The sequence below is a fragment of the Candidatus Stoquefichus sp. SB1 genome (genome assembly GCF_001244545.1).
In the GTDB taxonomy this organism is placed as follows: Bacteria; Bacillota_I; Bacilli_A; order Erysipelotrichales; family Coprobacillaceae; genus Stoquefichus.
Genome location: NZ_LN852692.1, coordinates 177,950 through 195,751 on the forward strand (window position 1 = coordinate 177,950; position 17,802 = coordinate 195,751).

Below are 17,802 nucleotides of genomic sequence, written 5' to 3' on the forward strand. Positions count from 1 at the left end.
TAATATGTTAGGAACGATAGTCAATACTGGAACTGTTCTTTTGGGAAGTCTTATTGGATTGTTTTTAAATCAGGGAATTCCTGAAAGAATTGCTAATCAAATGATGAAAGCACTTGGCTTGTGTACAATTTTTATTGGTGTTCAAGGAGCTTTTAAAGGTGAAAATACTTTAATTATGATTGTTTCGATGGTCATTGGTGTCGTTATTGGTGAAGGCATTGATATTGATAAAAGAGTTACAAATACAGTGAATCGTTTAGAAGAGAAGTTTGTGAAAAAACAAGATCAAAAACATTCTATTTCTGAAGGATTGATTACATCAAGTTTATTGTTCTGTGTTGGTTCAATGACAATTGTTGGCTGTTTAAATGCTGGATTGCTTAATGATAATACGATGCTTTATACAAAGGCAACATTGGATTTTTGTTCATCTATGATTTTTGCCTCAACGCTTGGAATTGGTGTGATATTGGCTGCGGGTGTAGTTTTGATTTATCAGGGTGGATTGACTTTGCTGGCATCTTTAGCTGCACCACTTTTAACAACTGCAGTCATTAATGAAATGACTTGTGTTGGTTCTTTGGTTATTATAGCAACTGGACTTAATTTGTTAGGGGTAACGAAAATCAAATTAATGAATTATATTCCAGCTATGTTTCTACCTATTATTCTTTGTTTATTTATGTAAAAAATGAGAAATTTATTCTCATTTTTTAATTTATGTACATTTCTATGTTATAATAGTGACAATGTTATGAAATAGGAGTAAAGATATGTATAGTTATATAAAAGGTGTTATTGTAGATATGGCAAGAGATCATATTGTTATTGATAATCAGGGGATTGGTTATTTGATTTATGTTTCAAATCCCTATCAGTTTACAAAGGGCAAAGAAACATTGGTTTATGTTTATCAGCAAGTCAAAGAAGATGGTATTGTATTATATGGTTTTTTAACCAAAGAAGAAAAAGAATTGTTTTTGAAATTGATTTTAGTAAAAGGAATTGGCTGTAAAACAGCTATTGGAATTTTAGCTACAGGTGATGTGAATGCAATTATTCAAGCCATTGAATCTAAAAATATTACTTATTTGAAAAAAATTCCTGGCATTGGTCCGAAGGCAGCGCAACAGATTATTTTAGATTTACAGGGAAAATTCAATGCTGTGATGACTGAGATGGTTTTAACATCAGTTGAATTTGATGAAGCGATAGAAGTCTTAATAGCTTTAGGATATAAACGTCAGGATGTTGATAAAGTCATGAATAGTTTATCAAATGAACAGTTGGATACAAATGGTTATGTTAAAAAAGCTTTAAGTTTATTAGTGAAGTTATAGGAGGTATCATATGGAACGTGATATTTTAGATGTTGAAGAGCATATTGATGATGATGAAAGCCAATTACGTCCTCAATCATTTGATGAATATGTTGGGCAATCACATTTAAAAGATAATTTAAAAGTATTTGTTGGGGCAGCAAAATTAAGAGATGAATCATTGGATCATGTGCTATTATATGGTCCGCCAGGTTTAGGGAAAACAACAATGTCAATGATTATTGCTAATGAAATGGGTACGCATCTTAAAATGACGACAGGACCAAGTATTGAAAAGACAGGGGATCTGGTTGCTATATTAACATCATTAGATCCAGGTGATGTCCTGTTTATTGATGAGATTCATCGTTTAAATAAAGTTGTTGAAGAAATTTTGTATCCAGCAATGGAAGATTTTTGTGTTGATGTGGTCATTGGTAAAGAAGCTTCAACGAGGTCAATTAGGATTGATTTGCCACCTTTTACCCTAGTTGGTGCAACAACGCGTGCTGGTGATTTATCAGCGCCTTTGCGTGATCGTTTTGGAATTGTATCAAAATTAGAATATTATAATCAGGAAGAATTAACCAAAATTATTCATCGAACAAGTCAGGTTTATCATATTCCAATGGAAGAATCAGCAAAAAGTGAATTAGCAAAACGTTCTCGAGGAACGCCCCGAATTGCCAATCGTTTATTTAGACGAGTGAGAGATTTTGCCCAATACAATGGTGATGAAACAATCACAAAAGAAAGAACAGTAGAAGCTTTGCAAAGATTAAAAGTAGATGAATTAGGGTTAGATGATGTTGATCATAAATATCTCCTTGGAATTATTCAACGTTTTCAAGGTGGACCTGTTGGATTAGAGGCTATTGCAGCTAGTATTGGTGAAGAACCAATGACATTAGAAGATGTTTATGAACCTTATTTATTACAGACAGGTTTAATTAAAAGAACGCCTAGAGGTCGTGTTGTGACTGAAATGGCTTATCAGCATTTTCATATTATCAAAGAATCTTAGGATTCTTTTTTTTATTTGAAAAGGAGGCTATTATGAAAAGAAAATATCAAGTCATAGGTATTTTTATTTTGTTGTTATGTTCAGTTATTTATGATTTTCCACGTACTACACAGGAAACTATAGAAACAGAACCTTTATCATACGTCACTTTAGAAGGTGCTTTTTTAAAAAATGGGAAATATGAGTTCACAGGTCATAAATATGTCCGTGATATTGTCTTGGAGGTTGGAGTTAAAGATAATGCGAATCTCAATGCTTTATCTTTAGAACAAGAAGTTATTGATGAATCCCGTTTGTATTTACCATTGCAGCAGGAAACATGTATTTCTTTAAATCATGCCAGTCAAGAAGAATTAATGACACTCAAAGGAATAGGTGAAAAAACAGCTCAAAAAATTATTGATTATCGTCAAAATCAGCCTTTTTTAAGATTGGAGGATATTATGAATATTAGTGGAATAGGTGAAAAGACATATTTACGATTGAGAGATTCATTATGTTTATAAGATATCATCTTTTTTATTATGCTATTGGTTGTTTGTTAGTGGTTCTTGGTCGGTTTTGTCATCCTATATTTTATTTTGTTTTTATGATGATTGGATTATGGGGGTTATGGAGGTTTGGTTGGAAGTATTTAAGTTTGCTTTTGATTTTAAGTGGCCTGCTTTTTTTATTACCTATTCATATCAGTGAACTTCCAAGTCAATTATCAGGAAAAGTTATGAAGGTGAGTGAGAATTATTGTTATTTAAAAACTGATATAGGAACAGTGAAACTCTATCATGATGAGCAATTAGAGTACAATGATTTAATTAGCGTCAATGTGAAACCTTTAGATATGAATGAAAATACAAATGATTATGCATTTAATGAAAAACTTTATTTATATGGTCAACGTGTCTTTTATAAAGCAACATGTCAAAAACTGCTGACACAAGAGCACAATCCTAGTTTTTATCATTGGTTACAACAACGTTTTTCAAATCAAACACAGATTCAAGATTATCAACGTTTATTTTTACTTGGAGAAAGAAGTGAATCAATAGAAAATGATTATCAGCAGCTTGCTCAATTATCACTGGTTCATTTATTTGCTTTATCAGGAATGCATATTCATATTTTAGTATTAGGATTCAAAAGAATTTTTGGTCTTTTTTTTCAGCAATTCTTATCACGTCTTTTTAGCTATTTTTGTTTAGCAATCTATATTTTTTCCTTGCCTATGCAAATTTCTTTGTATCGGGCTTTTTTTGTTCTTGTTTTATATGATCTTTTTAAAAAATGGTTTCATGAATTAGATGTTTTATCTTTTTTAGTCATTGTTTCTTTATTTTATAATCCTTATATTATCTATAATATTTCTTTTGTTTTTTCCTATTTTATATATTTTATTGTTATTTTGACAAAACAAAGAAAAAATTCATCATTACTTATTTATACCTCAACACTCCCCATTATTTTAAATTTAAACTATCAGATTCCATTAATCAGTTATCTTGTCAGTTCATTTCTTACACCTTATATTGAAATCTTTTATGGATTATGCTGGTTATCAGTCCTTGGCTTATGGAGTATTCCGATTTTATCTGTATGGATTTCTTTATTTCAAAGTCTTTTATCTTTTTTAGATGCACTTACACCGTTTTTGAACATAGCTAAACCTAATTTCTTGTTTATTGTAGTATATTATATTATCTATTTTCTTATTCTGTATTCTTTAGAGCTAAAACAACCTATTCAAAAATATATTGCGATTATGTTGGCTTTGTTTATTTCTTTTTTTGTATATAGTCGCTATAAAATATATGGTGAAATCACCATGATAGATGTTGGACAGGGCGATTGTACACTTATTCGTTTACCTATGAATCAAGGGAATATTTTAATTGATACAGGAGGTATTAAGGATTATGATTTAGCGACTCAAACATTGATTCCCTATTTTCGAGCGATTGGTATTGACCAGTTAGATTATGTTTATATTTCACATAATGATTATGATCATTGTGGAGCACTTACATCTTTACATGAGCATTTTCCAATTAAACATATTGTTGAGAGTTATGAACAAAAACGTCAAATTGGCTGTGCGACGATTCAAATGTTAAAAAGTGATCGTATTTATACTGAAAAAAATGATCAGTCTTTAGTCATGTATGTTCAATTACCTGCTTGTTCACTTTTGCTGACTGGAGATGCTTCTACACAAGTAGAAAGTGATTTATCATCTCAACTGCAAAACTTAGATGTAGATATTTTAAAAGTTTCACATCATGGTAGTCGCAGTGCAACTTCATCACAGTTTTTAAATGATATTACTCCCAGCATTGCTATGATTGGCGTGAAAAAGAATAACCTTTATCATCATCCTTCTGATGAAGTTATTGAAAGATTACAGAGAAAGAAAATAACGATTTTAAGAACTGATCAAGATGGCATGTTTCACATACGATTTTATGGAAAATCACGTTACATTTTGAAATGATTCATGTATAATGAATAAAGTGAGGTGGTCAAAATGAATTATGTGATTTATGGTGAAGAGAAACTTTTAATGGAACAAAAGTTAACAGCATTGAAAAAGAAATATCATATTCATGAAGAAGAAATGAATATGATGACCTATTGGTGTAATGAGACACCTATGTCTGCTATTATTGAGGATGCTTTAACACCACCTTTTTTAACTGAATATAAGATGATAGTTGTTAAAAATCCTCTTTTTTTAACAACTCAAAAACAAAAAGATGTTAGTGAAGAGGATATCAAAATGTTTCTAAAATACTTATCACAAGAAAATCCAACAACTGTCTTTGTTATTTATCATGATCAGAAAAACTTTGATGAGCGTAAGAAAGTTGTCAAAACGATTCGTAAAAGTACACAATTTATTGATGTTGAAAAGATGGATTATCATCAATTATATAAAGTCACTGCACAAGCAATTAAGAGTAGACATTGTGAGATAGAAGAAGATGCTTTAGAACTTTTTTTATCACGTATGCCCAGTGATCTATTAGAAATATCACAGGAAGTTAATAAACTCTGTCTATATACCAATCATATTACAAAAGAAGTTATTGATGTTATGGTTGTTAAGCAAGTGGAAGAAAATGTTTTTGAATTAACAAAGGCAATACTCAATAAAGAATTAGCCAAAAGTATTCAAATTTATAAGGATTTAATAATGAATAATGAAGAACCGATTAAATTGATTGTTTTAATTGCCAATTCTATGCGTTTATTATATCAAGTGAAATTATTAGATCGTAAAGGATATAATGATCGAGAAATTGGTCAAATTTTATCTTTAAATCCATATCGACTTAAATATGTTAGACAAGATGGAAAAGATTATGATATCCAGGAACTTTTAAAGAAAATTGATGAATTATCTGAACTTGATGTTCAGATTAAGACTGGTAAGATTGATAGATATCGAGGATTAGAATTATTTTTAATGCGTTTAGGAGGAAATAGTGAATGGAATCATTAAGAGAATTATATAAGATAGGTGTGGGACCTTCTTCTTCCCATACAATGGGGCCCCAAAGAGCAGCCCAAAGAATTTTAGAGTTATATCCAGATGCTTTGCGTTTTCATGTTGATTTACACGGCTCTTTAGCTTTAACTGGGAAGGGACATTTAACTGATTTTATTATTGAAAAAACGTTTGCTCCTAAACCTGTTACTTTTTCATTTAAAAGTGATGCTTTAGCTTATCATCCTAATGGTATGATTATTCATGTTTATAATCAGGATGATCAGGAAATAAAAGCAATTGAAGTGTATTCAATTGGTGGTGGATCTATTCTTTTTAAAGGTGATATGGAAGAAAAGCCAAGACAGGTTTATCAACAAAAAAATATGGATGAAATTTTAAATTATGTAGATACCCATGGTATTTCATTATATGAATATGTTTTGGTTAATGAAGGTGAAGATTTTGATCATTATCTTTCAACGATTTTAGAAGCGATGTTTCAAAGTGTAGAAAATGGACTTAAAAAAGAAGGCATTATCCATGGCCAGTTAAAATTAAAAAGAGTAGCAAAATCAATGTTTCAACAAGCACAAAATACACGTCGTGAAGCAGATCGAGAAAGATTATTTATTTCTAGTTATGCATATGCAGTTGCTGAAGAAAATGCTGATGGGGGTCAAATTGTAACAGCTCCAACATGTGGAGCTAGTGGTATTATGCCAGCTATTTTATATTATTGTTATAAACAATTACATATTGAGAAAAAGGATTTAATTAAAGCATTGGCTGTTGGTGGTTTGTTTGGTAATGTCGTGAAAACAAATGCAACGATTTCTGGTGCTGATGGGGGTTGTCAGGCGGAAGTAGGAACAGCTTGTGCAATGGCAGCTGCAACCATGGCTTGGATTTATGAATTAAATAATTCTCTAATTGAATATGCTGCTGAAATGGGACTTGAACATAATTTAGGATTAACATGTGATCCAGTTGGTGGTTATGTACAAATTCCATGCATTGAAAGAAATGGTTATGGGTCTTTGCGTGCTTTAGATGCTGCTATGATGGCAAAGCAATTAGGATATCTACGAAAAAATAAGGTGTCATTTGATACGATTGTGAAAGTAATGAAAGAGACAGGAAAAGATTTATCAAGTGCTTATAAAGAAACTTCATTAGGCGGTTTAGCAAAGGAATTTGGTTTATAATGAAATCACTCTATGTCCATATTCCTTTTTGTGATCATATTTGTACATATTGTGATTTTTGTAAAGTTTTTTATAAAGAAGAGTGGGTTGATCAATATTTAGATGCTTTATCTTATGAAATATCTGATAAAGGATTAAATGGTGATTATGATACGATTTATATTGGTGGCGGAACTCCTAGTTCATTAAATTTAATACAACTTCAAAAGTTATTTGATATTTTGCTGCCACTTAGTCATTCCATAAAGGAATTCACAATTGAAGTGAATCCTGAATCTATGGATGAAGAAAAACTGGATTTGTTTATACAATATCATGTGAATCGATTAAGTATTGGGGTTCAAACATTTCATGATGATCTTTTAAAACATATTGGAAGATATCATGCTGCTTCTCAGGCAATTCAATTGATAACGCTTGCTAAACAAAAAGGGATTAAAGATATAAATGTTGATTTGATTTATGGTTTGCCTCATCAGACACTTCATGATCTTCAACAAGATATTGAGCAAATAAGATGTTTAGATGTTTCACATGTTTCTATTTATTCATTAATATTGGAAGAACACACATTACTTAATCATCAAAATTATCAGCCCTTGGATGATGAGCAGGATGCTTATTGGTATCAGTATATTAATGATAACCTAAAAAAGATTGGCTTTACTCATTACGAAGTGAGTAATTATTATAAAGGAAAACCATCTTTACATAATTTGGTTTATTGGCATTATCAGGATTATGATGGTATAGGTTTATCTGCCCATTCTCTAAAGAAACATCATCGTTTAGAAAATACGAAAAGTTTAACTCAGTATCTTAACCATTACTATTTATCTGAAGATATTAAACTCTCACAAGATGATGAATTATTCGAAAAAATCATGATGGGACTAAGATTAACTGAAGGTATTTGCATTGCTGAGATGAATGAGTTGTTTGATATTGATTTTTTAATTCGATTTGAAACACCTATTCAAAAATATCTTCATTATAATATGTTAGAAATAAAAGATGGTTACTTAACAACAACATCTTTAGGAATGAATTATCTTAATACAATTCTTGTTGATTTTTTAGATTGATCAGAATTAAAAAATATTTTTCAAAGTATCAAAATTAATAAAAGGTGGTTAATGATGGGAGAAATACTGAATGATTTAAGTGGATTTTTAAATGGAGCATTGATTGTCAGCTGTTTTTTTATTATCTATTTTGGTGTGAGAAATATATGTTTTCAATTGATAAAATATTATTTTGTAATAATAGAAATGATATTGATATGGATAACAGTTCGTTATTTTATGGAAAATGAAGTCTTAGATTTAGGAATGCTTATATTATTAATTTTTTATCAAGGTTTGCTTATTTATTTTGTAAAAGTCGATTATCCAAAAGATTCATCCCATCAAAAAATATATTTTAAAATCTCACATAGTCATTTTCTTCCAGTGATGATTATAGGGATTCAGGAAATTAAGTGTGAAAATATTGATTGCTTTGTAGAGACTTTAAATTATTTATTAGATACTCATGAAACAATGAAGAAGAAGGCTTTTTGTTTTTTTGAATATGAAGAAAACTATATTACTTTTCGCGCTCTTTTTTTAAAACAATCTGATATGAATATGTTCATTGAGGGTAAGGATTTATTAGAATTTGAAATTGAAAATATAGGAAAAGGTGGTTCGCTTGAAGTACGCTATCAATATCATGATCTCTATTTATCTTTAGTTGATCATTTTTAGGTAAGTTATTATTTTTCATTTAAAGAAATGATTTATGAGAAAGGATAATACATGATGATTTCTAAAATGGATATTATGAATTTAGTTTCACTCATTTTGAATGTTTTGGCAATGATTATTATAGGTGTTTGTTACTTTAAAATAAAAGTTATTAAAAAGCATGACGATGAAAAAAAGAAAGACAATGAATTAAAAATCAATAATAAATAACCTCTTTAAGAATTATAGTCTATGATATGAGATTATAATTCTTTTTTGATATTTAGGTAATATCTTAAAATCCACAAATCTTCTCCACAGGTAGAACAAACAAAAATTTAATTAATTAGTGAAACAGGAAATACACGTACAACCTTACAATTAATTTAGTAGAATTTAAGAGATAGTTAAAAGCCTATCAGTCATAAGATGGATAAGTTCATTATCTTTTTACAGTTAAAGAAGGGGTACGATTCAAAAAGGTCAGACAGTCGCTGAAATCAGTACCAACAAAGATGATCAAATGATTGTAGAAGCCTATATACAAACATCAATATCAAAGTTGCTATTAATGGAGTCAATATCCAAAAGTATGGAATCTTAAGTGAGACGCTTGTTTCTATGGATTCAGGGACACTGACACAAGAAACAGAACAAGGGAATCTTGTATTATATAAATATCTTGTTTCTTTGGACAATAAACAGCTTCATTTTACAGATGGTACAAAGATTAATGCGATAAAATCAATGCTAGTCATTGCAAGAATTGTCTATGAGAAAGAAATATGTCTAGACTGATTATTAGAGTTATTGAGTTTTAAGAATTAATGTGGTATAAAGTAGAGTATACACCAACTCTATTTTATATAAATTTTGGTAAAGAAAACGATGCAAATGTTTTGGAATTAATAATAAATTTGCCAAGAAATTATATAAAAATTGAAGAAGAAAAGATGATGTATTTAGAGAGTAGTTATGGTATAAATTGGAGTAGAAACACAACAGGGCGTGTTATTGATGTAGTAAAGCTGCTGTTACCTGTAGATTTAGTCGGTGGATGGGGTACAAAACTTTAGTGAACTTTTTCGGAAAGAAAACAATGAAACAATATATTACTAGTGCAATAACTAAAGTTGGAATTTATACTGGCATGGCTTCTTCAGTTGCTAGTTTTATAACGATATTATTAAATTTTAATATGGTGGAGCAATTGCATATGCACTAGATAGATATGATAAAAGGATTTTAATGGGAGGATTCAATTTTAAATGAAAAGTAAAAAACTTTTAATTTTCTTTCTAACAATTATTTGTTTTGTACTCATGGTCAATATTGTATCATTTTTAAATGATACTCCTGGATCTGTATATGGTATTTATTTAAATGTATTTAACATTACATCTCTTTTGATAGAAACTGTATTGTTCTATATTTTAAATAAAGTGCCAGATAATAAGGAATCTTAGTTATTAAAACTATTTAAAATAAATATTTTTGATAGTAGTAATATTAAATATTTGTATTTATCTAATCAATTAAGGAATTATAGAATCTATTTAGAAATCTACATTGATTCAAGGAAATATCAAATAGATTTGTTTAGGAGGTATGCACTATGAAAAAAGGTGAGAAGTTGTTCATTTTAAGTGATAAAATATTATTTTTTGTTGCAATTGGATTGGGCATATTCAATTTTTCGAGAGTTTATCCAAGTCATATATTAGAAGTGATAGAAATGTTAAGTTGGATGTATGTTGTTGGTATAACAATTCTTATTTTTGGGTTATCTAAAAAACATCGCCAAAGAATTATTGAATATATAGATATTATTTTTCCTTTTTTATAGTTGTTTTATTGGAGGGGGATAACAATGAATATTTTGTTTTCGGTTTGTATGATAATTATTTATCTGATTTTGGGATATATTATCTATAGTGATTTAAGAGCAGAGCAATTGAAATGTAAAAAAATAGAAATGATTAACTTTGTGACAATGACTATAAGTGTGCTATTATGGAATGTTTTTATTGTTACAACAAAAAAGCAACCTTATGATTGGTTTGAATTAGTGAGTTCAATTATTGTCAATATTCTTATTGCTTGGGTTTTGTTTGGAAAGACAATGTATGTGAATCTAAAACATATGTCAAAAGATAGTTTGCCTTATAACCAAAAGCAACATCAAGAAATAATAAAAACATATATCAGAAATGTGTTATTTTTAATTGTTTATGTTTTACTAAGTGTTGTCTATATTTGTATTTCAAAATCATAACTGAATTGGATTCAGTTATTTTTATTTTTTAGCACAAAAGGGTTGACAGTGCTAAAATGATGAGTATAATGTAATTAGCACAAAAGGAAAAAGAGTGCTAAAAGGAGGTTGGAGTATGCTAACAGCTAGACAATTACTTATCTTAAAATGTATTGTTGAAGAGTTTGTTGAAACAGCCGAGCCAGTTGGGTCGAAGGCATTGATGGCAAAGTATCAGCTGCCTTATTCAAGTGCAACGATACGTAATGAAATGTCTTTCCTTGAAGAACATGGATATTTAGAGAAGACACACACATCTTCAGGTCGAATTCCTTCAACAGAAGGTTATCGTTTCTATGTGAATACACTTATGCAACCAAATGTTGATGATGAAGTGAAAAATCAAGTTGCAACGATTTTAGGTGACCGGCATCGTTCGTTGAATGAAATTATTCAAGAAAGTTGTCAAATGTTAAGTGAATTAACGCATTTAACAACAGTTGCCTTAGGACCGGATTCGGGTTATGAACATTTACAGAATATTACACTTGTTCCGTTGACTGCACATAGTGTAACAGCAATTATCGTAACTGATAAGGGACATGTTGAAAATCGTAACTTTAATGTTAAAAACAATGCTTATTTGGAAGATTTAAGAAGTTGTGTGAATGTCATGAACGAATTATTGGATGGAACGCCCATCAATCAGGTGGCATTTCGTTTAGAGCGAGATGTAAAGCCAATCTTAAGTGCAAGAATTAAAGAACATGAGATTCTATTTAATGCATTTTTAGAAGCTTTCATGAAATTTGCGAATAGTAATGTTTATTTTTCGGGTAAAGAAAATTTGTTATATCAGCCTGAGTATAACGATGTCAATAAGTTGAGACGTTTGGTTACAGCTTTTGAAAATTCGCAGTCATGGAAAAGTTTAGAGCCAATTGCTTTAGAAGAAGGTGTCAGTGTGAGAATTGGCAGTGAGTCGCCAATAGAAGATTTGAGCGATGTATCTGTTATATCTGCATCATTTAAAACAGGCAATGAGTCTAAAGGATCAATTTCTGTCATTGGGCCGACGCGTATGCCTTATGAAAAGGTGGTTTCTTTAGTTGAGTATATTTCAGAAAGCTTAGAGCAAGTGCTGCTAAGTGAAGAGGATGATGAAAATGATGAATAGAGGTGAAAGAATGGCAGAAAAGAAGAAAAAGGATGTTGAGGAAGAAACTGTTGATGAAACATTAGAAGAGACAGCAGAAGCAGACAAAAAAGATGAATCAGTAGATAGTCAGTTGGCTAAACTAGAAGAAGAAGTGAATACATGGAAGACAGATTATTATAAGGTCTTTGCTGACATGGAAAACTTGAAAAGAAGACTTGAAAAAGAACATCAGAATTCATTGAAATTTATGATGCAGTCTTTTATCGAGGAATTACTCCCAGTTGTTGATAATTTCGAACGTTCTTTAAATGTAGAAAATCCAAGTGAGGAGATTCAAACATTCTTAAAGGGATATCAAATGATTTTTGATCAATTAATGGCTATCCTAGAAAAGAATGGTGTAGAAGTGATTGAAGCTCAAGGTCAGGAATTCGATCCTAATTTCCATCAAGCAGTTATGACTGCAAATGATGAAAATTATGGTCATAACATTGTGGTTGAAGAACTTCAAAAAGGTTACAAATTGAAAGATCGCGTTATTCGTGCATCTTTAGTAAAAGTCAATGAATAAATATAAGGAGGATGAATTTTATGGGAAATAAAATTATTGGTATTGATTTAGGTACTACAAACTCATGTGTTAGTGTTATGGAAAATGGAGAAGCAAAAGTTATTGCTAATCCTGAAGGTTTAAGAACAACTGCATCAGTTGTTGCTTTCAAAAATGGAGAAATCGTTGTTGGTGAAGCTGCAAAACGTCAAGCTGTTACAAACAAAGATACTGTTATGTCTGTTAAAAGACATATGGGAACAAGCTATAAAGAAAATGTAAATGGTAAAGAATACACACCTCAAGAAATTTCTGCAATGATCTTACAAAACTTAAAAGCAACTGCAGAAGCTTATTTAGGTGAAACTGTTACAAAAGCAGTTATTACAGTTCCTGCATATTTCAATGATGCACAACGTCAAGCAACAAAAGATGCTGGTAAAATTGCTGGATTAGAAGTTGAACGTATTATTAATGAACCAACTGCTGCAGCATTAGCATTTGGTGTTGATAAATTAGATAAAGAACAAAAAGTATTGGTTTATGATTTAGGTGGAGGTACATTTGACGTATCTATTCTTGATTTAGCTGATGGTATGTTTGAAGTTTTAGCAACTGCTGGTGATAATCATTTGGGTGGAGATGACTTTGATGAAAAAATCATGAACTGGATTGTAGCTGAATTCAAAAAAGACCAAGGTGTTGATTTAAGTGCTGATAAAATGGCTATGCAACGTGTAAAAGAAGCTGCTGAAAAAGCGAAAAAAGATTTATCTGGTATGATGCAGACACAAATCTCATTACCATTTATCTCTGCTGGTGCTGCTGGACCATTACACTTGGAATTAACTTTAACAAGAGCTAAATTTGATGAATTAACAAAAGATTTAGTATTACGTACTGAAGGACCTGTTAAACAAGCATTAAGTGATGCAGGTATGAATGCAAGTGAAATTGATCAAGTTTTATTAGTTGGTGGATCTACACGTATTCCAGCTGTTCAAGATTCAGTAAAAAGATTGTTAGGAAAAGAACCTAATAAATCAGTGAACCCTGATGAAGTTGTTTCTATGGGTGCTGCTATCCAAGGTGGAGTTATTTCTGGTGATGTAAAAGATATCGTTTTATTAGATGTTACACCATTGTCATTAGGTATTGAAACTATGGGTGGAGTTATGACTGTATTAATTGAAAGAAATACAACAATTCCAACTACAAAATCACAAATTTTCTCTACAGCTGCAGATAATCAGCCAGCCGTTGATATCAACGTATTACAAGGTGAAAGATCTATGGCTAAAGATAATAAACAATTAGGTTTATTTAAGTTAGATGGTATTGAACCAGCTCCAAGAGGTGTTCCACAAATTGAAGTTACATTCAGCATTGATGTTAATGGTATTGTTAATGTTAAAGCAAAAGATATGAAAACACAAAAAGAACAATCTATCACAATTCAAAACTCTACTGGTTTAAGTGATGAAGAAATTGATAGAATGGTAAAAGAAGCAGAAGCACATAAAGCTGATGATGAACAAAAACGTAAAGATATTGAAACAAGAAATAAAGCTGAACAAATGATTAATGAAATTGATAAAGCATTAGCAGAACAAGGTGATAAGATTGATGAAAATCAAAAAGCTCAAGCAACTGCTTTAAAAGATGAATTAAAGAAGGCTTTAGATGATAACGATATGGCTACACTTGAAGCAAAAATGTCTGAATTAGAACAAGTTGCTCAACAAATGGCATCATATCAATATCAACAATCTCAAGGAGCTAATCCAACAGGTGATGCAGCAGGAAATACTGCTTCTAATGATGACGATGTTGTTGATGCAGACTTTACAGAAAAAAATTAAAATAAAGCCAAGGCTTTGCCTTGGTTTTATCTAGTCAAGAGGTGAGAATATGGCTGAAAAAAGAGATTATTATGAGGTGCTTGGTGTCTCTAAGAGTGCAAGTGCTGATGAAATAAAACGAGCATATCGTAAGATGGCTAAAAAATATCACCCTGATGTCAATAAAGATCCTGGAGCTGAAGAAAAATTTAAAGAAGTCCAAGAAGCTTATGATGTATTGTCTGATGACAATAAAAAGGCTGCATATGATCGTTATGGTCATGCTGCATTTGATCAGACTGGTGGTTTTGGTGGTGCTGGAGGCTTCTCTGGAGGATTTGGTGGCTTTGAGGATGTTGACTTAGGTGATATCTTTGGATCATTCTTTGGTGGTGGGTCTCAACGTCAAAGAAAAACTGGTCCAATGCGTGGTGAAGATCGTTATGTCCAACTGGAAATCGATTTCATGGATGCAATTAAAGGTAAAAAGACAGAAATTAAAATTAATTTTGATGAACAATGTACACATTGTCAAGGAACAGGTGCGAAGACACCAAATGATTATCAGACATGTCCAAAATGTGGTGGAACAGGAACAATTCGTACACAACAACGTTCACCATTTGGAACATTTGTCAATCAGACAACATGTCCAGATTGTCATGGAACAGGAAAAGTTGTTAAGGAAAAATGTCCTCATTGTCATGGTAATGGATATACCAATAAAAATATTACAGTTGAATTAAATATACCAGCTGGAATTAATACTCATCAACAATTACGTGTTCAGGGAAAAGGACATCGTGGTGCTAATGGTGGACCAAATGGTGATTTGTATGTAGAAATTTATGTGAAACCACATCATCACTTCCAACGTGATGGGAAAAATATTTATATCACAATTCCAATTTCTGCAGTTGATGCAACTTTAGGATGTGAAGTTGATGTTCCAACAGTTAATGGAGATGTTTCATTAAAAGTACCAGAAGGAACACAACCAGGAACAACTTTACGTTTGAAAGGTAAAGGTGTTAAAGATTTACGTAGTGATAATTATGGTGATCAATATGTTAAGATTGATGTGAAGATTCCTACGAAATTATCACGAGAAGAAAAAGATTTATTTAATAAATTAAAAAAAGCTGGTAAAAAAGATTCGATTTTTGATCAGTTTAAAAAAGGTTTTAAGAGATAGAAGTCAATATGATTTCTATCTCTTATAATATATACTTATAAAAATTTAATTAAATTTATTGAAGTATATTGACAAAGTTAAGTTCTCTGTTATAATACAATCCGTTGCGTAATGGAGGAAAAGTATGAATTGGAAGAAAATAGTCAAAAGAGTTTTGATTGCATTATTAGTTATTGTGATTGTTGTTGCAGGTATCATTTATGGTATGTTTAGACATGAAATATCATCTTTAATGTCATTAAAAAAGATTGATGAGTATACTTTGTATACAATGGAATATGATGGTGATTATGGATTTGATGATTTTTTAAAGACAGGTGCAAGTAATGATGGAGAATTGGTTGACTTTGTTGTTAAAAAATTGTTGAAAGGATTGCCAGTTGAATTTTCAATACCAAATTTGGGATGTTCAACATTTAATGCACAGACTCAAGATGGAGATAAAGTTTTCGGTAGAAATTTTGATTTAACATATTCACCAGCCTTATTTGTAAAAACACAACCAGATAATGGTTATGCATCTATGTCAATTGTTAATTTGGGCTTTTTAGGATTTAATAAGGAAAGACAACCAGATTCATTAATGAAACAAATCACAACATTGGCTGCACCATATGCCCCTTTAGATGGGTTGAATGAAAAAGGTTTATCAATTGGTGTATTATTGATACCAGATGAGGCCACTAATCAACAGACTGATAAAGTTGATATCACAACAACGACTGCAGTAAGACTTGTCTTAGATAAGGCAGCGACTGTTGATGAAGCAGTTGCTTTATTAAAACAATATGATATGCATTCTTCAGCTAAAAGTTCTTATCATTTCCAGATTGCTGATGCTAATGGGAAAAGCGTTGTTGTTGAATATATTGATAATGAAATAAGTGTAGTTGATGCTAAGCAATCTTATCAGATGGCGACAAACTTTTTATTAACACCAGGTGATTATGATTTTGGAATGGGTCAAGATAGATATGATATTATGAAAAATATATTAGATAAGAACCAAGGTGTTATTACTGATGAACAGGCAGGTATGGATATTTTACAGGCGGCATCATCTGATTGGCATAAAAATGATCGTGGTGAAGAGAGTGCAACGCAATGGTCAGTTCTTTATAATAATACTGATTTAACAGCAAAAATTGTTATGGGAAGAAAATATGATCAGCCAGCGCATGAATTTTCATTGAAATAAGTACAATTGTTTATATTGTACTTTTTCTTTTGCTTTAGGTATAATGAGATAAAGGAGTTTGATTATGGAATTAAATATTGAACAATTACAAGAGAGTTTGAAAATCAGATGTCATCAGTGTCATGGTTTATGTTGTGTCGCCTTGTATTTTTCTAAAATAGATGGTTTTCCAGAAAATAAAATGGCAGGAAAACCATGCCATTATTTATTAGAGAATAATCAGTGTCATATTTACGATTCACTTAAAGAGCGCAAGATGAAAGGCTGTATGATTTATGATTGTTTTGGTGCAGGACAAATTGTTTCACAAAGGTTACCATCATGGCGTCACTGTGAAAACATAATGGAGATCTTTGAAGTTTTTCAGACGATTATGCAACTTCAACAGATGCTAAATTATTTAATTGAGGCTTACTATCTTCATCATAATTCTCAATTAAAAGAATTAATTTTGGAAAATTTAAAAATCAGAGAAAATATTTTTAATAATATAAAAGTTGATTTAGAAAAATATCACCAAAAAGTAAGTCAACAATTAAAAAAGATATGTCAGCAATATACTCATGATATGAGTATGAAAATCATGATAGGTGAAGATCTTCGGGGGAAAGATTGCTGTGATTATGTGTTTTTAGGAACTGATTTAAGAGATGCTAAGGTTGAAAATGCTGATTTGAGCCGAAGTTTATTTTTAACACAGATTCAGTTAAATGGTATGATAGGAAATCGTCAAACAAAAATTCCTCCCCGTCTTGAAAGACCAAGAAGGTGGGAGGATTAAGTAAAAAAATGGAATGTAAGGATTAGAGAAATCATAGAATAAACTATGCGTATGAGAATAAATAA

At 30.8% G+C, this 17,802-nt stretch carries 20 protein-coding genes; all 20 read left to right on the top strand.

Annotated features, from left to right (window positions below):
• The first annotated feature begins 4 nt into the window (after positions 1 to 4).
• The 20 genes from BN1865_RS00900 to BN1865_RS00990 all read left to right on the top strand — a co-directional run bounded on the left by BN1865_RS00900 (position 5) and on the right by BN1865_RS00990 (position 17,737).
• Positions 5 to 688 (top strand): DUF554 domain-containing protein, encoded by a 684-nt coding sequence (locus tag BN1865_RS00900; protein ID WP_050635383.1) that lies wholly within the window; start codon positions 5 to 7, stop codon positions 686 to 688.
• Between the two features lie 85 nt (positions 689 to 773).
• On the top strand, positions 774 to 1,340 hold the full coding sequence (gene ruvA, locus BN1865_RS00905) for a Holliday junction branch migration protein RuvA (RefSeq protein WP_050635384.1): 567 nt from the start codon (positions 774 to 776) through the stop codon (positions 1,338 to 1,340).
• Positions 1,341 to 1,350: 10 nt separating this feature from the next.
• A complete protein-coding gene (gene ruvB, locus BN1865_RS00910) occupies positions 1,351 to 2,343 on the top strand; it encodes a Holliday junction branch migration DNA helicase RuvB (RefSeq protein ID WP_050635385.1) in 993 nt (330 codons plus the stop codon).
• A 32-nt stretch (positions 2,344 to 2,375) separates the two neighbouring features.
• The gene (locus BN1865_RS00915; protein WP_050635386.1) at positions 2,376 to 2,849 is read left to right on the top strand and encodes a ComEA family DNA-binding protein; all 474 of its coding nucleotides are present in this window, start codon (positions 2,376 to 2,378) and stop codon (positions 2,847 to 2,849) included.
• Positions 2,840 to 4,828, top strand: a complete 1,989-nt coding sequence (locus BN1865_RS00920) for a ComEC/Rec2 family competence protein (RefSeq protein ID WP_050635387.1) — start codon at positions 2,840 to 2,842, stop codon at positions 4,826 to 4,828. The genes BN1865_RS00915 and BN1865_RS00920 overlap by 10 nt, the downstream gene beginning before the upstream one ends.
• A 33-nt stretch (positions 4,829 to 4,861) precedes the next feature.
• Positions 4,862 to 5,839, top strand: coding sequence for a DNA polymerase III subunit delta (holA, locus tag BN1865_RS00925; RefSeq protein ID WP_050635388.1), 978 nt, complete (start codon positions 4,862 to 4,864; stop codon positions 5,837 to 5,839).
• On the top strand, positions 5,827 to 7,032 hold the full coding sequence (locus BN1865_RS00930; protein ID WP_050635389.1) for an L-serine ammonia-lyase, iron-sulfur-dependent, subunit alpha: 1,206 nt from the start codon (positions 5,827 to 5,829) through the stop codon (positions 7,030 to 7,032). Before holA ends, BN1865_RS00930 begins: the two co-directional genes overlap by 13 nt.
• Positions 7,032 to 8,117, top strand: coding sequence for a radical SAM family heme chaperone HemW (gene hemW, locus BN1865_RS00935; protein ID WP_050635390.1), 1,086 nt, complete (start codon positions 7,032 to 7,034; stop codon positions 8,115 to 8,117). The genes BN1865_RS00930 and hemW overlap by 1 nt, the downstream gene beginning before the upstream one ends.
• 54 nt (positions 8,118 to 8,171) lie before the next feature.
• On the top strand, positions 8,172 to 8,780 hold the full coding sequence (locus BN1865_RS00940; RefSeq protein ID WP_050635391.1) for a hypothetical protein: 609 nt from the start codon (positions 8,172 to 8,174) through the stop codon (positions 8,778 to 8,780).
• A 75-nt stretch (positions 8,781 to 8,855) separates the two neighbouring features.
• On the top strand, positions 8,856 to 8,990 hold the full coding sequence (locus BN1865_RS18885) for a hypothetical protein (protein WP_255351742.1): 135 nt from the start codon (positions 8,856 to 8,858) through the stop codon (positions 8,988 to 8,990).
• 390 nt (positions 8,991 to 9,380) lie between these two features.
• Positions 9,381 to 9,557 (top strand): hypothetical protein, encoded by a 177-nt coding sequence (locus tag BN1865_RS18250; protein ID WP_157844065.1) that lies wholly within the window; start codon positions 9,381 to 9,383, stop codon positions 9,555 to 9,557.
• 29 nt (positions 9,558 to 9,586) lie between these two features.
• On the top strand, positions 9,587 to 9,835 hold the full coding sequence (locus BN1865_RS00945; protein WP_050635392.1) for a hypothetical protein: 249 nt from the start codon (positions 9,587 to 9,589) through the stop codon (positions 9,833 to 9,835).
• 539 nt (positions 9,836 to 10,374) lie between these two features.
• Positions 10,375 to 10,605, top strand: a complete 231-nt coding sequence (locus BN1865_RS00955) for a hypothetical protein (RefSeq protein WP_050635394.1) — start codon at positions 10,375 to 10,377, stop codon at positions 10,603 to 10,605.
• Positions 10,606 to 10,629: 24 nt separating this feature from the next.
• Complete coding sequence (locus BN1865_RS00960; RefSeq protein WP_050635395.1) at positions 10,630 to 11,034, top strand: hypothetical protein; 405 nt, start codon at positions 10,630 to 10,632, stop codon at positions 11,032 to 11,034.
• 115 nt (positions 11,035 to 11,149) lie between these two features.
• Positions 11,150 to 12,190 (top strand): heat-inducible transcriptional repressor HrcA, encoded by a 1,041-nt coding sequence (gene hrcA, locus BN1865_RS00965; protein WP_050635396.1) that lies wholly within the window; start codon positions 11,150 to 11,152, stop codon positions 12,188 to 12,190.
• Positions 12,183 to 12,743, top strand: a complete 561-nt coding sequence (grpE, locus tag BN1865_RS00970; RefSeq protein WP_050635435.1) for a nucleotide exchange factor GrpE — start codon at positions 12,183 to 12,185, stop codon at positions 12,741 to 12,743. Before hrcA ends, grpE begins: the two co-directional genes overlap by 8 nt.
• Positions 12,744 to 12,763: 20 nt before the next feature.
• Positions 12,764 to 14,584 carry a molecular chaperone DnaK gene (gene dnaK / locus BN1865_RS00975; protein ID WP_050635397.1) on the top strand — a complete coding sequence of 607 codons (1,821 nt, stop codon included), beginning with the start codon at positions 12,764 to 12,766 and terminating at the stop codon, positions 14,582 to 14,584.
• A 49-nt stretch (positions 14,585 to 14,633) separates the two neighbouring features.
• Entirely contained in the window at positions 14,634 to 15,758 is a 1,125-nt protein-coding gene (gene dnaJ / locus BN1865_RS00980; RefSeq protein WP_050635398.1) for a molecular chaperone DnaJ, read from the top strand.
• Positions 15,759 to 15,882: 124 nt separating this feature from the next.
• Complete coding sequence (locus BN1865_RS00985) at positions 15,883 to 16,956, top strand: C45 family autoproteolytic acyltransferase/hydolase (protein ID WP_050635399.1); 1,074 nt, start codon at positions 15,883 to 15,885, stop codon at positions 16,954 to 16,956.
• A gap of 64 nt (positions 16,957 to 17,020) precedes the next feature.
• Positions 17,021 to 17,737, top strand: a complete 717-nt coding sequence (locus BN1865_RS00990) for a hypothetical protein (protein WP_050635400.1) — start codon at positions 17,021 to 17,023, stop codon at positions 17,735 to 17,737.
• The last annotated feature ends 65 nt before the right edge of the window (positions 17,738 to 17,802 follow it).

Bases quoted from the DNA above. Each gene is read 5' to 3' on its own strand.
- ruvA (WP_050635384.1), top strand. From the start codon at position 774: ATGTATAGTTATATAAAAGGTGTTATTGTAGATATGGCAAGAGATCAT.
- ruvB (WP_050635385.1), top strand. From the start codon at position 1,351: ATGGAACGTGATATTTTAGATGTTGAAGAGCATATTGATGATGATGAA.
- BN1865_RS00960 (WP_050635395.1), top strand. From the start codon at position 10,630: ATGAATATTTTGTTTTCGGTTTGTATGATAATTATTTATCTGATTTTG.
- BN1865_RS00915 (WP_050635386.1), top strand. From the start codon at position 2,376: ATGAAAAGAAAATATCAAGTCATAGGTATTTTTATTTTGTTGTTATGT.
- hemW (WP_050635390.1), top strand. From the start codon at position 7,032: ATGAAATCACTCTATGTCCATATTCCTTTTTGTGATCATATTTGTACA.
- BN1865_RS00990 (WP_050635400.1), top strand. From the start codon at position 17,021: ATGGAATTAAATATTGAACAATTACAAGAGAGTTTGAAAATCAGATGT.
- dnaK (WP_050635397.1), top strand. From the start codon at position 12,764: ATGGGAAATAAAATTATTGGTATTGATTTAGGTACTACAAACTCATGT.
- BN1865_RS00920 (WP_050635387.1), top strand. From the start codon at position 2,840: ATGTTTATAAGATATCATCTTTTTTATTATGCTATTGGTTGTTTGTTA.
- grpE (WP_050635435.1), top strand. From the start codon at position 12,183: ATGAATAGAGGTGAAAGAATGGCAGAAAAGAAGAAAAAGGATGTTGAG.
- BN1865_RS00940 (WP_050635391.1), top strand. From the start codon at position 8,172: ATGGGAGAAATACTGAATGATTTAAGTGGATTTTTAAATGGAGCATTG.
- dnaJ (WP_050635398.1), top strand. From the start codon at position 14,634: ATGGCTGAAAAAAGAGATTATTATGAGGTGCTTGGTGTCTCTAAGAGT.
- BN1865_RS18250 (WP_157844065.1), top strand. From the start codon at position 9,381: ATGGATTCAGGGACACTGACACAAGAAACAGAACAAGGGAATCTTGTA.
- hrcA (WP_050635396.1), top strand. From the start codon at position 11,150: ATGCTAACAGCTAGACAATTACTTATCTTAAAATGTATTGTTGAAGAG.
- BN1865_RS00930 (WP_050635389.1), top strand. From the start codon at position 5,827: ATGGAATCATTAAGAGAATTATATAAGATAGGTGTGGGACCTTCTTCT.
- holA (WP_050635388.1), top strand. From the start codon at position 4,862: ATGAATTATGTGATTTATGGTGAAGAGAAACTTTTAATGGAACAAAAG.
- BN1865_RS00985 (WP_050635399.1), top strand. From the start codon at position 15,883: ATGAATTGGAAGAAAATAGTCAAAAGAGTTTTGATTGCATTATTAGTT.
- BN1865_RS18885 (WP_255351742.1), top strand. From the start codon at position 8,856: ATGAATTTAGTTTCACTCATTTTGAATGTTTTGGCAATGATTATTATA.
- BN1865_RS00945 (WP_050635392.1), top strand. From the start codon at position 9,587: ATGTGGTATAAAGTAGAGTATACACCAACTCTATTTTATATAAATTTT.
- BN1865_RS00955 (WP_050635394.1), top strand. From the start codon at position 10,375: ATGAAAAAAGGTGAGAAGTTGTTCATTTTAAGTGATAAAATATTATTT.
- BN1865_RS00900 (WP_050635383.1), top strand. From the start codon at position 5: ATGTTAGGAACGATAGTCAATACTGGAACTGTTCTTTTGGGAAGTCTT.